Origin of the sequence: Lysinibacillus sp. KCTC 33748, from assembly GCF_002237755.1 — a bacterium.
Taxonomy (GTDB): Bacteria; Bacillota; Bacilli; order Bacillales_A; family Planococcaceae; genus Lysinibacillus.
In genome coordinates, this window is record NZ_MWSJ01000005.1 from 123,459 (window position 1) to 137,146 (window position 13,688).

Consider the following 13,688-nt stretch of genomic DNA (forward strand, 5'->3'; position numbering starts at 1 on the left):
AACGGATGGAAGGATGTATATGGAAAAACGGTAAGCTGTATTCACAGGCCAATAAGATGCAAAAAAACGGCAAGCTCTAATGCTTACCGCAAAAATAATTTGTTATAGACAACAACTGCTTATTATTTATGACTAAAAATCCTTCTTAAATGCCTTTAGTTTTTCATTGATTTTTTTTGCATCTTTTTTATCATTTTGCCATGATAGTAGACGAACAATAATATAGATTACGGCAATTTGCAGTGCAAGAATGATTACTTCTGATGTGCTATTAATAAGATTAAAAGCGCTGCTAATGGCAATCAATAGAATCTCCAAAGTGAAGAAATGAATAATAATCCTTATTCGCATTTTCTTCTCGCTTAGATCGTAAGGAGAATATAAAATAAATCTGGTTAATGCACTTAAAAATGCAAATGCCATAATGATATAAATTGATTTCAAATCAAAGGCCATATCAGGATAAAACATTTGACGCAACAAAGTAATAATCATGATTATGGATGCGAAGATGATAAAGAAATTCTTAATGATCTTTTGCAGAAATTCAAAAAAATTCATATGTATCCCTCTTTACAAACCAAGCATTTTTTTTAGGACAGGCACATACTGCCTTGAAATAACAGCGCGTTCTCCGTTATCCAGCACCGCTTCGAATCGACCACTTATGGTCGGATAAACAGATGAAATTTTGGTGATGTTCAAAATGGTTGATTTCGATGCGCGAAAACAGTTTTTTCCTTTACATAATTCTTCTAACTCGTATAGTTTTTGTTTTGCCTCAAAAACGTTGTCCTTGCAGTAAATAAAAACTTTTCCCTCGACTGCCTCGAAATAATAAATATTATTTAGCTGAATGCGGTGAATACGATCATTTTGATTTCCAAGTAAAATAGGGGTTTCAATTTTCAGCTTGCTAATGATTTCATTTATTTCGTCATCAACTTCATGACACTTAATAAGAATCTCTTCTTCGAATTCTTGGCTTATTTTTTCTATTGAAATCTTCAAATGATCACCCACGAAAACTCAAATTATTTATTTCTGTTCAGTTTTGTAAACTCAATTGAAGCATGGCTAAATAGGTTTGTTTATCCTAATGATAACACCTTTTTATACAATTATTTGAATTCTTTCAGATTGCTGTATGGATTTTATATTATGATAGTAGCCAGAATCGGCTAAGTCAAGTGTAGGAGAAAGGGCGTTTTACAGATAAAGTATAAGAAATTTCACTAACGGAGCACGTAGTTTTACCAATGGTGACTGATATTTTTATTACGTAAACAAAGACTGAATCCAATAAAAATAGATCATGCGTATCCCTTAAAAGATGCAGCCAAGGTGCATTCTAGAATGGAAGATAGAAACTCGGTTGGAAGAATTCTGTTGAGGCCTTAGGTTAATTGATAATGAAAAGTGTAGTCCATTTAATCAACAATTAAAATCTATCATATCAATGAAGTGGCTTATTTTGATGCCATTGAAAGTTGAGTATGCATAGATAGAGGAAATATTAAAGGGTCACCGGAGGATAGTGACCCTTGTTGAGATTTAGTTGGGAGGATAATTTTAAGTCTAAATTTGTATTATCCTAATAGTTATGAGCAGTATAGGTGGCGGTATTAGGTATTAATATCTCATGAAACTAGTGCCAACAATAATTAGAAGAATGAATAGAACAACAATTAGCGCAAATGCTGAGCCATTGCCATATCCACTACCACTACCACAATATTCAGACATAGTAAATCCCTCCTTTCTTATACTTTATAATATGTAAAGTTGTCAAAAAGAGTTGCTATATTTATCTTAGGATGCCTTAGTAAAATGTTGAAAAAAATAGCATTAGATGATTATGAACGTAATTTTAGGCGCTGAACATTGGGAGAGGAAGTATAAAAGGGTCACCGGAGGATTGTGACCCTTAGTACAGATTTGAAGTTGTAAGGTTACATTAGTATTACCTTACACAAGTTATGAGCATTTGTGGCGGTATTGGGTATTAATATTTCATGAAACTAGCGCCGACAATAATTAAAAGAATGAATAGAACAACAATTAGCGCGAATGCTGAACCTGTACCATAACCGCCACCACTACCACTGCCACAATTTTGAGACATAATAAATTCCCCCCCTTCTTTAATTTATACTATGCATCGTAATCAAAAGGGATATTGATTATTAACTATACAATGCTTAAATAATTTTAGAAAAGGGGCGTGACACTCAAAAGTGATTAGTAATCAGTTCATTTTAACAATATAAAGTAATTGAATGCTATTACAAGAAATTCAAGAAGGCAGAGGGATAGATTTTTTCTGAATTCTACAGGCAAGTTAACATGAAAAGGATCACTTTAAAATAAAAGTGATCCTAAAAGAAGGAGGTGTAAAGTTAATTAGCTATATCCTATTATTTTTTGTTGTGAGCAAAAAGGGTCCGAAGATTAATACATGAAACTAGCGCCGACAATAATTAAAAGAATAAATAGAACGACAATTAAAACGAATGATGAACCGCCATAGCCGCCTGAAGAGCCACCGCAATAGTATCCCATGAAATATTCCTCCTTTCTATTTCTATAATATGTATGGTTGTGGAAAGTAAGGGGGTATTTATCCTATTTAAATTTTTTTAGAATTAGGACTGCTTGCTTCTTTTGTGTGAAAACAATGTTAATTACAGTCATGTTCAGTCGGAAATGGCTTTATATAAATAGGAGGTAGCTATGTGTATAAAGACAATGGGCGAGGTGTGATAAAATTTGCTCTATGCAGATCCAACAATTGAATACCCTTCCATTTGTATATAAATGTAATTATATAGTGAAATAAGGATAATTCTATTTGGGTGGAAAGGATACAGGAGAACACGTATGCCAAACTTTACTTTGTAATGATCAATAAAATGGATAGCATACCCCTTAAAAAACAATGTTTTTTTTCCAAGGGGGTAGTATGCCTATTTTTTCATTACAAAGGAACCGAGCAACCCTGTAGTCTCAATGTGTCAGGAGGTCCTTGTGAAGGATCTCCTTTTTTATTTATTTAAGAAATTTCACATTGTACAGAGAAATATCCAAATAGACGCTTGCGTACCTTTATCTTAAGAGGTGAAGGATTAATGTTAACTATTACGTTCCGCTGGAAGCTTTCTCAATTACCAGAACGAACTGTCAAGAAGCACTGTAAAATGTGTGGATCGATATCTGTTTTTACGGATACAACTGTACGAAGGCATAACGCAAATGGAAAAAATATTTATCAATATGCAATTTATAAATGCGAAAACAATCATACTTGGAATAAAAAGTTAGCTATTTATAAAACGTTCTCAGAGCATGTTGTTGAAGTGGATGACCAGAAAGAGGAATTTCTAATTTTGTCAACGATTGCGATATCTAGCTTAGCAGAACAAGGAATAAAGATAATACACATTGTACTAGATGATGCGGTAGGAAAACATCGAATTGATAAAGTGCTTGCAAACCAAATTGAGGATTGGAGCCGATCACAGATCATCAAAAAAATTGAAAAAGGTATGATTCAATTAAATGATCAAATCATTAAACCTAGTGCAAGATTGTCAAAGGGTGAATGTATTTCTATTTTCATTGATTAAAAGATTAAGTACTCTGATTGGAATCTTAAAATAATTGCCTAATGAACAATGCCATTTCTAAGTGCAGAGGAATCTGTCCATAGGAATGGTTTTTTTAGCTGTAAAAAATTGTTTGAAAAATTCAGTCTCGTATCATTTTTAAAACCTAGAATGAAGACAAAGGAAAGGAGTGTTATAGATGAGGATGAAAAAAATTAGCCTTGTTGTAGTTCTTATATTAGCGGGTTTTGTTACAAATGACGTTGTCGTACATGCAGACGATCATAAACATGAAGATAAAAAACAAGAAAAGTATAAAAAATATAAGGACTATAAAGATGATGATGATGATGATGATGATGAGAACTATTACTATGACGATGAAGAAGAAGGTGAAACTTACTATTTTCAAGATGCTGTAAGTGCAAAAGGGACTTGGAATATTTGGACTCGAACAGTTGCAGCAGATAAAGAAGTATTACCTTTTACAAGCTCTCAAAAGGTTACGTTCAAGGTAGAAGGTACAAATAAGGAGCTGAGCTTTTTTATAATACCAAAAGACGGGGAATTCTTTGTGCCAGGAAAAGCAGTAGCTCAAGCTTTAGGAGCAAAAGCAACCTTTTACAAAGCAAGTAAGATTTTAAATATCCAACATCAAAAAAATGAATTGATTTACCGTGCTGGAACTAACGTTGTATATGATAACAATGTGAAAGCACCATCACCTGCACAAGCGTTTTATGTGAATGAAGAATTATATGTACCTATTAGTACAATAACGAATGGCTTAGGTTATATAGCTGAATGGCAAGAAAGTAACCAAACGTTTGTCTGCCAGCCAATTACGAATTAGGAGGAAAGCACTATGAAAGATCCGAAAAAAGCTAAATGGGTATTAGGGGCATCGGGGCTACTTTTATCAGCAGCCATACTATCCCAAATTAACAGCCCAGCAGAAGCCGATTCTACACGCACAAATAATGTTCAGGAAGTAGATCACGGAAGTATGACAAAAAAAGAAAAAGAACTAGTACAGCTAGATTGGACAAACTTTGAAGTGACAAGGCAACCTGCTGTCAAAAGCGAGCGCAAAACGAAAAGAACGTAATGGAGTGGGTCGTGTGGATACACTAACTTTACAAATAATGAATACTGAATTTTATATTGCTATGCCAAAAGGGGCTCATTTCGTATGGAAAGAAAAAGCAGAGAATTGGCTTCAATACGTAGCAAAAGAATGGTCAAGATTTCAATCAAATAATGAATTATCACAACTTAATAATTTAGAAATTGGAAAAACGCTCCGCATTAGTTCGTTCCTATATGATTGTTTAGTGCAAGCGGATCGGTATTACCAATTTTCTAATGGTTTATTTTCTCCCTATCTTAAACGTCAATTAGAACATCATGGCTACTATCATTCTTTCCCATTTGATTCAACTAAAAGGAAGACATTTCAAAACAAACCGCTAATGGCAGAGCAACCATTTGAATTTCTAGGTGATGAGCAAATACTGAGGGTGACACAGCAGGAAATTGATTTAGGTGGATTTGCTAAAGGGTATGCAATTGAAAAATTGGCGAATTGGCTTGAGCAAGAGATATCGCCTGAGTTCGGACTAATAGACGGGGGAGGGGATATGAAAATGTGGTCTTCTGGGGAAAAGACCTGGACAATCGGTGTTGCGGATGCCTTGGATATCGACAAGGAAATTAGCTCGATTAAACTGAAAACAGGCTCCATTGCTACATCCAATCGGGTTTATCGAAGCTGGATGCAAGGAGTAATGAAGAAACATCATGTATTAAACGGACAAACAGGTGAAATCGCCAATACAGAAGTATTACAAGCTTCAGTCGTAACGTCCTCTTTATGTGATGCAGAGGTTGGGGCGAAACTTTGCTTTCTTATGGATGAACGTGAATTGCAGCAATGGTTCGAAAATAATTGTCAACAAAGTGCCCGTTTCATTGTTAAAGAAGCGCAAGCAGGAAATTGGAAAATGACAGGGGTGAAATAAATGATCATAAGTACGTGGGAATGGATTCGATTATTAGGGTTGTTAGCGTATTTTTACTTTACAATTTCCATTATATTTGGTTTGTTGAGAAAATCCTCATTTATTAAATCACATAAAAATTTAATTTATCATATCCATCAAAATGCGGGGTGGCTAGGGTTAATTACCGTAATCGCTCATATGGTAGTGCTTTTAATCGATCGTTATGAGCCTTATAGTATAGCGGGGATTTTAATTCCTTTCTCAGCTAACTATAGGTCTCTACCATCGGCCCTTGGAACAATCGCATTTTATTTGTTTTTAATGGTCATCATGACATCAGATTTATGGATTCGAACTATGAATCGCTCCTTATGGAAAAAACTTCACTTTCTTGTGTTACCAGCATGGGTATTATCACTTGTTCACGGAGTGCTTATAGGAACGGATACAGAAAATACGTTGATTATAATGTTTTATGTAATTTCCGGAGGGATGACCATGTTAGTACTAGTTATAAGAACATTAAGCGGGTTCATGAAAAAAGTAAATGTTTCAATGTTACACAATAATTAACTAAAATCGGGGCTGTTTAAAAAGCCCCGATTCCTTATTAAATAGGGAATTCAATATGAATTGTAGTTCTTTTATTTACTATACTTGTCGCGTGAATTTTCCCATCATGTTGCTCCACTATTGCTTTAGCTATGGCAAGACCTAAACCAGTGCCATTTCGTTGGCGAGCAGCATCACTTCGGTAGAATCGCTCGAATATTAAAGGTAATTCCTGTTCAGTAATACCGACTCCGCTATCTACAACAGTAATTTTTACAGCGTCTTGATTTTTGAAAAGGGTAAGTGTTATGGTTCCACTATTTGTATATCTAATGGCATTGTCTAAAAGAATATAAAGCAACTCTTGAACTTTTGAAGCATCGCCGAGCAGCTCGAGGTTTTCTTGGATATCAGTAGAAAACTGTATTTCAGGAGGCATAAGCCTTTGAAATTTCGAGCTAACTTTTTTGAGTAAAGTAGATAATGGAATGATTTCTTTTTGAACGGCAACCTGATGCTGATCGTGTCTTGCTAAGAACAACATTTTATCTATGAGTTCCTTCATTATTTCAGCCTCATCTTTTAAATCTGCAATCAATTCTTTTCCCAAAGGGCTTAATTGCCGTGCTTCCTCAATTTCTAAAATTTCAAGTGAACTATAAAAAATACTTAGTGGTGTTCGTAATTCATGAGAGGCATCGGATACGAACTTTTTTTGTTTATCGAACGACCATTGAATCGGGACAATCGCTTTACCAGCTAGATAATAGGCCAGTAGACCGATTAAAATCGTTGAAATAAAAGTTAATACTATTAGTAAATACTTTGTCATCTGGAAAAAGTGATGCTGTGACGTCACAGATTTACCAACGATAATATAGCCTACTACAGTATCGTCGTTGAAAATGGGCTTTTTTAGAAGTAGAAAATGCTCTTCCTGCCATTCATAATGCTGTACGAGTTCCTCACTTGGATTCCTATTAGCAAATGCTTTTTCGATCTGATTCTTCAGTCCTTTGGAAGATTCATCACCATGGACAAACTTATGATTCTTTGTGTAAATATAGTAAAAGAAATTGCGATTTGGGTCATAACTTAAAGTTTTAGTGTTTGCATGAACATGTTCAAAGAAATCGTGCTCTTGCCTACCATAAAAGTCTTCCAACTCGTTTATTTGTTGATTTTCCATTAATTTTACGAGTGAAAAGTATAGAACAATAACGAATAGTGAAAATAATAAAAAGTAAAGCGTTGCATACAAATAGGATAATTTTTTTTTCGTTTTATGAAACATTAGCCTTCCCTCAGTTTATAGCCAATACCTCTGACATTTTGAATGCGTGATTTAGATTGACTATCATCAATTTTCTTCCGCACAAGCTTAACTAAAGCATCTAAAGAATTATTCGAAACATCGTAATCGTAGCCCCATATATAAATACAAATTTGTTCCCTAGTTAGTACACGTCCTTTATTGAAAAATAAATATTCTAACAGTAAAAATTCATTTTTAGTAAGATCCACTACTTCATTATTGTACAAAAACACTCGGGAATCTACATTCAGCTGTAATTGATTGATCTGGATGACCTGTTCTATCACTTTATCTTTTCTTCGTAGTAATGCGCGAATTCTTGCTAACAGTTCCTCTATTTTAAATGGCTTTACTATGTAATCGTCAGCACCACTATCAAGCCCTTTAATAATGTCCTCTGTGTCGTCCTTTGCTGTTAGCATTAAAATACTACCATTGAATCCAGTGTTTCGTAGCTCTTGACATAATTGAATACCACTAACGAGTGGCATCATCCAATCTAAAATAACAAGATCATATTTCTCAGTATGCGTATGGTCTAGCGCTTCCTGTCCATTTTCCGCTTCAGTGACATTATGAAATTCTTTCTTTAACATATGAACGATATTTCTTCTTAATCGTGCATCATCTTCTGCTAGTAATATTTTCAAGGCAGCTTCCTCCTAGTGATTATATTCAGCTAAGTATACGCTTGAAAAATGAAATGAAACTGAAAATGCTTCGTTTCACCATCTCTAAATTTAAAATTATGTAATTCATACTTCGATAAGAGTTGAAGTATTTCCTATCTATAATGTCCTTAGACATAGAAATAGGGGGACAACAATGAATATTTATAAATTCATAGCATTATTAGTTTTGACAACATTTCTAATGGGGTCTTCCTTTGCCGTTGTCAAATTGGGGTTGCCCGTACGCATCTCCACTGTTATTGGCTGCACTCCGCTTAGCAGGGATGATAATGGGTGTCATCGTGATCGCTTTAAAAAGGCCTCATCCGACCTCAAAAAAAGGCTGGATTAAAATTCTAATAATAGGGGCATTTCAAACCGCTGGTGTAATGGGTTGTATTTTTTTAAGCTTACGTACAATTACGGCAAGTGAATCCTCTATTATAACATTTACGAATCCTTTGCTTGTAGTCATATTTGCTACTATATTTACGAATGTGCGATACCGATTGTATCAATGGTGTGGTGTTTTGTTGGGGGTTATTGGTGTTATGATTACAATGGGTGCACAAGTTTCGTCACGATCCTTTCTGCATGCCACATTTCGATATTCATAAAAGTATTTATCGATTACAATAATACATATTTAGAAAGGAGTAAATAGTTATGGAAACATATTATGCTGTAATTTTTACATCACAACGAACAGACGAGGATGGAGAAGGCTATGCTAAGATGGCAGAAGTTATGGATGAATTAGCACAAAAACAGCCAGGTTTTCTTCGTATAGAAAGTGCTAGAAATACCGAAGGGAAGGGTATTACTGTATCGTATTGGGAATCACTAGAGGCTATTCAGGCATGGAAAGAAAATTCAAAACATCTAGTTGCACAGCAATTTGGAAAAGAAAAATGGTACAAGCAATATAATGTGGAAATTTGTAAGGTCATAAAAGATTATTCTTTTATAATGTAATTCATCTTGCAATAAAAAGCTCAACTTAATCGTGATGTAATTTGAATGAATATATTATTTTTAACACAGCTCATTCGTGATGCAATAAGTAAGCTTAAAATCGAAGCATTGTTTTATCGGTGATCTTATTTTTTTGCATCACTGTTTTGGACAAATTATATCATTTAAAAGATAGCAGAGTCGAAAGGGCTGTCTAAAAACTACGAGATTTTTAAAGAAAAACTACGCGATGTGATAAAGCATCGCGTAGTTTTTGCTTTTTTTAACAAACTTAATCATTAGTATTAAATTCAAAATATAACTTTAAAAATTTGTCTAGTATTTCCGAATTATTATCCTTTCGCCACGCAAGCGATGCTTCAATTGTATTCTCATTATTACTATTTACAAGAATTACACACGCCCCTGCCATAATTAGTGGACGACTGCCAACTATTTTTCTTAAATCCATAATGTATCCTATAACAATCTCCATTTATATTTATTCCTTAATGTTCCTCGTAACACCGCACACTTTACGACACAATTTAGCTGCACATCTAGCACAAAAGGGAATGCCAATCAAGGGTATTCAGACCTTGTTGGGACATGAAATATATCAAACTACCCGAGTATATACCAAGTTGTTCGATCATGCTCGTAAGGAAATGTATGATGATTGGATGTAAAATAACCTTTTATATGAAGAGGGAGAATTGTTTAAAGAAGGCTGTGTTCTCAAAGATTGTTGCTGTTAAAACTAAAAAGACAGATCTAATCTACAAATGTAGAAAATCTGTCTTTTGGTTTGATTTTTCGTGACTCAAAAATTTAACTAAAGCACCAGGCAAAATGATTTGTTTGTCACTGAATGGTGCCAGCCTTTGTGAGCCTGGTCATTTTGTGTTTATTTATTAATTGTTTCTGTAAATGTTTTTCTTCCAGATTTTATTTTGTCTATTTCAACATTGATTTTACTAATTGATTCTTCAGTCAAGGGTATTTTTCCATTGATCTCTAATGTTTTCCATACTTTTACGTTGTTTCGATAAAGGTGTTCTGATAAACGATAAATATCAACGTCTAACTGTAACCCTGCTTTATAGGTTGTCTTTATTTCCTCTTTAACTTTTTTAATAACTCCCTTACGTATTTCATTTTCTGTTGCCTTTTTTTTGAAACCATTAAGTATAACATCGACTTTAATGTTAACCTCAAACTGTACTTGATTGCCTTTAATAACTGGTTTAACATCAAAATATTTTTCTTCCATATCTACTGTTATACTTTTATTATTGTCTAATTTGAAGGTTAAGTCTCCTCTATTTTTTTTGTTATACATCCAGTTGATACCTCTTGCAGTATCACCTTTAATTACCCCTTTAAATCCATCTTTTGAAAGTATCCCAATCCCTTTAATTGTAGTTTCTTTTGAAGGGTGCTCCTTTGTTGTATCCCAATTTTTATCAATCGAAACGAGAGGTAAACTAACTTCATGACTAGGTTCATTTAAACCAATAACTAGATTTCTTAAATTTACAGGTTCCGTAAACACTTCTAATTTTCGGGCGTTTAATGGATGGCTTAATTTTGAATCAATTAGTGATTTATTTAAAATAGGTGTTATCAAAAGAATTTCTTTTAGTGAGTCTTGGGTAAAGTGAACATTCATCTGGTATCTTGTTTCTCTAAAGCGCAAAAAAGTATCGAAAACTGAATTAACTTCCTCGTGTTTTAAAGCCTCTTCTGTAAATATCAGATAGGTCATATGTCCCCAAAATACTTCTTGGTCAATGGAGCGATATAATTCATAAATTGCTTCCTCCATAGTTTCCCCTGTAGCATATCCAATCTCTGCAGGCGCTTCCGGAACAGAAGGTGTTTCAGATTTTGCTACGTCATTAAAGTTAATTAATTGTAGATAAATTTCGTATTGATTATCTTTAAAATCCACTCCGACCCCATTAACATAATACATTTTTTGGGGTTCTATCTCATCCCAACATCCGGATAGAAGAGGGAGTGTTACAGTTAATATAAATAAGCCCGTAATTATCCTATTCATCGCTCTCCACCTTATATATCAATACATATTTTTTAGTTTGGCAAAAATGAAGAGAATTATAAATAAAAGGTTTTTTAAATTTTTTTTAGGGAGAGTTCATGGAATTGGGCAGCTTTTTTAAGGGGAATAAATAGCTCTTTTCAAGTATAAGGGGCGCATAAGTAGCTTCAAGGAGCCTCTATGGGCATGATTCTTTGCCCCAAAAAGCCAGCTGAATAGGGCTTGCTTCGCCAAACCACCCACCTCTCCATATCAAGCTCTTCTTCGTTGGAATGATGGGTGATTGCCCCTTAGTCCCTATTAAATTTGTCCGAATAAGTATTGCCTATCCATCTATAAGCTCTGTCGATTGTGGGGCAAGTCTCCAACTGTCAAAAAAGTTTGAGGGTAGTTAGGTGTTATATGAACAACTTCAGGGTATATACTTTCATATTGTTTTGAGAAGAAATCATATTAATTGTATAGCATCCAAACACTACACTAAGAATAATAAATATCGGTGAGTAAAATCCAAATATCACTAAAATTGTACTTAATAGGAAAATATATACTGGATTTATTTTCTTGGTAATTGTATTGTTTATAAATGTAGACATTATAATCCTTAATAAATAAGGACCAACAACAATAAAAACACTAGTTAAAATGCCGTAAAATGTAAAACTGTAGAAAATCCCTATCAGAAATAAATAACATTTCCTAATCCAAGTAAAAAAGATTGTGCCTTTAATCTAATAGGTAATGATGAAGAAAGTTTGTGGAAAAAACTTCCTTTTAATAAGCTCAAAAACATAGAAGCAATAAACGCTATAGATACAAGAAAGAAGAAGAATATAAATTCTTCATTATTAATATTACGACTTGCACGTACCACTACGAAAAAGGAAGTATAACAGGTGGCCTTTCATTTGACGTTAGTATAAGTACTAATCAACAAAAGTGGCCGTTATGGGATGATAATGTATTAAACTGGTAAGTAGTTATTAAAGTAAGTTAAATTAATAAGTTAATTCAACCGTAATTGGTAATAGAAAGACAATAACCGATGCTTGAGCATTAAGTTATTGTTTTTCTTTTTAAGTAGGAGGGATATTTGAACAAAAGTCGGTTCATAGTTGTTCTTTTGCTAGTCTTTTTAGTAGTCGGGGTAGGTACTTATACGTATTATCGCTTTAATCCAATAATTAATATTAATACTAAAATAATTGAGCTTGATGAAAAGACTCAGAAAAATTACAGTAATATAGATAAATCTCAGAAAAATAACTATAAAAAACTAGAATTTACATTAAATGTAGATTATTCCGATAATATCGATGATTTAGAAATAAACATACCCTATTCATTTCGTGAGTTATTAGGGGAAGACGTTTATTGGAACGGTTCTAGTTATCAAGATAAAGATTCAGAAAAAAATAAGATAGAATATAAAGACGAGATCATTATAAATTATAAGCAGCTTGAAAATAAGGATATCAAAGATTTATTGAGTAAAGGAACGATCACAATAACTTGGGATTTAGAGGGAAAGAAGAAAAGTAAAACATTTAATATTGGAGAAACCATTACATTTTCCAAGGCATAGTGTGTAGGTGATTGTATTAAAAACTTTGCGGAATTGAAGTGTACCCTTTGTAAGGGCATTTTGAAAAGAGCGGCAACCTTTTGAAGCTGCTGTCTGTACTTTGCAGGCGGCAGCTTTTTCAAGTTCCGTTCACTATGTGATGCACAATGGATCTCTGCGATACTTATGACGACGTTGTAATACCTTCAGTAATTTACCACAGAGTATCACCATTGACTGCTTTCCCCTTAAGGGATTTTGTTGTCTTGTTGTGTAATATTCATGAAGCTTTTTAAACGCTTCGTTTTGACGAATCAGCGGGACTATAATCTTGAATAGAGCATTTCTAAGCTTCTTTTGACCTCGTTTAGAGATATGTTTTTGTCCCTTATGTTGACCAGACGAGCTTTCACGTAATGTTAATCCCGCTTGTTTTATAAGTTGGCGTGGATTTTCATAAAGTGAGAAGCTTCCAAAAGGTAGCACCGCATGAAAAGTCAGTCAAACTTTAGCTGATTGGGAAAAGGGAGGAATTGTATCGTTAGTTGCTACGCAAAACGTTGATGGTTTTCATAAGCTAGCAGGAAATCAAAGGGTAGGGGAGTTACAGGGCTCAATACGCTCCATTTCGTTGTCATCGCTGCGAAAAAGCTGCTCCAATGGAAAGTTTTTTACACAAAGAGAGTTGTGTACATTGTAATGGCAATCTAAGGCCAAATGTAGTGCTTTTTGGAGAACACTTACCACAAATAAGCTGGAACAATGCAATGGAAGCAATCAAAGCAGCGGAGCTTGTTCTTGTTATCGGCACGAGCCTTGAAGTGTTTCCTGTCAATCAACTTCCAATGATGACAAAAGGAAAAACTGCTTATATTAATTTAGATATTGCGCATCATGCAGTTGAAGGAAAAGTAAAAGAAGTGTTGCAGCAATTGTCACTTTAAAAGGAGGCGCCCTTG

General features: G+C 34.1%; 20 protein-coding genes and 2 pseudogenes. 11 read left to right on the top strand and 11 right to left on the bottom strand.

The window, feature by feature from the left end; genetic code table 11:
- Window positions 1-132 precede the first annotated feature (132 nt).
- The 5 genes from B1B04_RS09680 to B1B04_RS09700 form a co-directional block, all read right to left on the bottom strand.
- Complete coding sequence (locus B1B04_RS09680; RefSeq protein WP_079561269.1) at window positions 133-561, bottom strand: DUF3021 family protein; 429 nt, start codon at window positions 559-561, stop codon at window positions 133-135.
- A 12-nt stretch (window positions 562-573) separates the two neighbouring features.
- Window positions 574-1,011: a LytTR family DNA-binding domain-containing protein gene (locus B1B04_RS09685; protein WP_079561270.1), complete on the bottom strand. Its 438-nt coding sequence runs from the start codon at window positions 1,009-1,011 to the stop codon at window positions 574-576.
- A gap of 621 nt (window positions 1,012-1,632) precedes the next feature.
- The gene (locus B1B04_RS09690; protein WP_079561271.1) at window positions 1,633-1,746 is read right to left on the bottom strand and encodes a YjcZ family sporulation protein; all 114 of its coding nucleotides are present in this window, start codon (window positions 1,744-1,746) and stop codon (window positions 1,633-1,635) included.
- A 259-nt stretch (window positions 1,747-2,005) separates the two neighbouring features.
- Window positions 2,006-2,125, bottom strand: a complete 120-nt coding sequence (locus B1B04_RS09695; RefSeq protein ID WP_079561272.1) for a YjcZ family sporulation protein — start codon at window positions 2,123-2,125, stop codon at window positions 2,006-2,008.
- A 326-nt stretch (window positions 2,126-2,451) separates the two neighbouring features.
- Window positions 2,452-2,562, bottom strand: a complete 111-nt coding sequence (locus B1B04_RS09700) for a YjcZ family sporulation protein (protein ID WP_079561273.1) — start codon at window positions 2,560-2,562, stop codon at window positions 2,452-2,454.
- Between the two features lie 566 nt (window positions 2,563-3,128).
- Here B1B04_RS09700 and B1B04_RS09710 point away from each other — a divergent pair.
- The 5 genes from B1B04_RS09710 (at window position 3,129) to B1B04_RS09730 (ending at window position 6,181) form a co-directional block, all read left to right on the top strand.
- A complete protein-coding gene (locus tag B1B04_RS09710; RefSeq protein ID WP_079561274.1) occupies window positions 3,129-3,626 on the top strand; it encodes a DUF1062 domain-containing protein in 498 nt (165 codons plus the stop codon).
- 178 nt (window positions 3,627-3,804) lie between these two features.
- On the top strand, window positions 3,805-4,458 hold the full coding sequence (locus B1B04_RS09715; RefSeq protein WP_079561275.1) for a copper amine oxidase N-terminal domain-containing protein: 654 nt from the start codon (window positions 3,805-3,807) through the stop codon (window positions 4,456-4,458).
- 12 nt (window positions 4,459-4,470) lie between these two features.
- Window positions 4,471-4,713: a hypothetical protein gene (locus B1B04_RS09720; protein ID WP_079561276.1), complete on the top strand. Its 243-nt coding sequence runs from the start codon at window positions 4,471-4,473 to the stop codon at window positions 4,711-4,713.
- Between the two features lie 13 nt (window positions 4,714-4,726).
- Window positions 4,727-5,626, top strand: a complete 900-nt coding sequence (locus B1B04_RS09725; protein ID WP_240518259.1) for an FAD:protein FMN transferase — start codon at window positions 4,727-4,729, stop codon at window positions 5,624-5,626.
- On the top strand, window positions 5,627-6,181 hold the full coding sequence (locus tag B1B04_RS09730) for a ferric reductase-like transmembrane domain-containing protein (protein WP_079561277.1): 555 nt from the start codon (window positions 5,627-5,629) through the stop codon (window positions 6,179-6,181).
- 37 nt (window positions 6,182-6,218) lie between these two features.
- Here the strand turns inward: B1B04_RS09730 and B1B04_RS09735 are convergent, their stop codons facing one another.
- Together B1B04_RS09735 and B1B04_RS09740 are read right to left on the bottom strand one after the other, a co-directional pair.
- Window positions 6,219-7,454 (bottom strand): sensor histidine kinase, encoded by a 1,236-nt coding sequence (locus B1B04_RS09735; protein ID WP_079561278.1) that lies wholly within the window; start codon window positions 7,452-7,454, stop codon window positions 6,219-6,221.
- On the bottom strand, window positions 7,454-8,125 hold the full coding sequence (locus B1B04_RS09740) for a response regulator transcription factor (protein ID WP_079561279.1): 672 nt from the start codon (window positions 8,123-8,125) through the stop codon (window positions 7,454-7,456). The genes B1B04_RS09735 and B1B04_RS09740 overlap by 1 nt, the downstream gene beginning before the upstream one ends.
- A 281-nt stretch (window positions 8,126-8,406) precedes the next feature.
- On the opposite strand from B1B04_RS09740, the gene B1B04_RS09745 reads away from it, so the two are divergent.
- Together B1B04_RS09745 and B1B04_RS09750 are read left to right on the top strand one after the other, a co-directional pair.
- Window positions 8,407-8,763: an EamA family transporter gene (locus B1B04_RS09745; protein WP_481817178.1), complete on the top strand. Its 357-nt coding sequence runs from the start codon at window positions 8,407-8,409 to the stop codon at window positions 8,761-8,763.
- A 49-nt stretch (window positions 8,764-8,812) separates the two neighbouring features.
- A complete protein-coding gene (locus tag B1B04_RS09750) occupies window positions 8,813-9,121 on the top strand; it encodes an antibiotic biosynthesis monooxygenase family protein (RefSeq protein WP_079561280.1) in 309 nt (102 codons plus the stop codon).
- A gap of 271 nt (window positions 9,122-9,392) precedes the next feature.
- Here B1B04_RS09750 and B1B04_RS26680 read toward each other — a convergent pair whose 3' ends face one another.
- Complete coding sequence (locus tag B1B04_RS26680; RefSeq protein ID WP_079561281.1) at window positions 9,393-9,596, bottom strand: hypothetical protein; 204 nt, start codon at window positions 9,594-9,596, stop codon at window positions 9,393-9,395.
- A gap of 16 nt (window positions 9,597-9,612) precedes the next feature.
- Between B1B04_RS26680 and B1B04_RS26405 the strand changes: the two genes are divergently transcribed.
- Window positions 9,613-9,789: a tyrosine-type recombinase/integrase gene (locus B1B04_RS26405; protein WP_276207751.1), complete on the top strand. Its 177-nt coding sequence runs from the start codon at window positions 9,613-9,615 to the stop codon at window positions 9,787-9,789.
- Between the two features lie 218 nt (window positions 9,790-10,007).
- On the opposite strand, the gene B1B04_RS09765 is transcribed toward B1B04_RS26405, so the two are convergent.
- The gene (locus B1B04_RS09765) at window positions 10,008-11,165 is read right to left on the bottom strand and encodes a Ger(x)C family spore germination protein (RefSeq protein WP_079561283.1); all 1,158 of its coding nucleotides are present in this window, start codon (window positions 11,163-11,165) and stop codon (window positions 10,008-10,010) included.
- Between the two features lie 419 nt (window positions 11,166-11,584).
- Window positions 11,585-12,042 (bottom strand): annotated as a pseudogene (locus B1B04_RS09770) (hypothetical protein); the annotation flags it as partial.
- 216 nt (window positions 12,043-12,258) lie between these two features.
- On the opposite strand from B1B04_RS09770, the gene B1B04_RS09775 reads away from it, so the two are divergent.
- Complete coding sequence (locus B1B04_RS09775; protein ID WP_079561284.1) at window positions 12,259-12,750, top strand: hypothetical protein; 492 nt, start codon at window positions 12,259-12,261, stop codon at window positions 12,748-12,750.
- A gap of 177 nt (window positions 12,751-12,927) precedes the next feature.
- On the opposite strand, the pseudogene B1B04_RS09780 reads toward B1B04_RS09775, so the two are convergent.
- Window positions 12,928-13,203: pseudogene (locus tag B1B04_RS09780) on the bottom strand (transposase); the annotation flags it as partial.
- A gap of 58 nt (window positions 13,204-13,261) precedes the next feature.
- Here B1B04_RS09780 and B1B04_RS26410 point away from each other — a divergent pair.
- Window positions 13,262-13,429 (top strand): Sir2 family NAD-dependent protein deacetylase, encoded by a 168-nt coding sequence (locus B1B04_RS26410; protein ID WP_254864983.1) that lies wholly within the window; start codon window positions 13,262-13,264, stop codon window positions 13,427-13,429.
- Entirely contained in the window at window positions 13,389-13,673 is a 285-nt protein-coding gene (locus B1B04_RS09785; RefSeq protein ID WP_254864982.1) for a Sir2 family NAD-dependent protein deacetylase, read from the top strand. The genes B1B04_RS26410 and B1B04_RS09785 overlap by 41 nt, the downstream gene beginning before the upstream one ends.
- The last annotated feature ends 15 nt before the right edge of the window (window positions 13,674-13,688 follow it).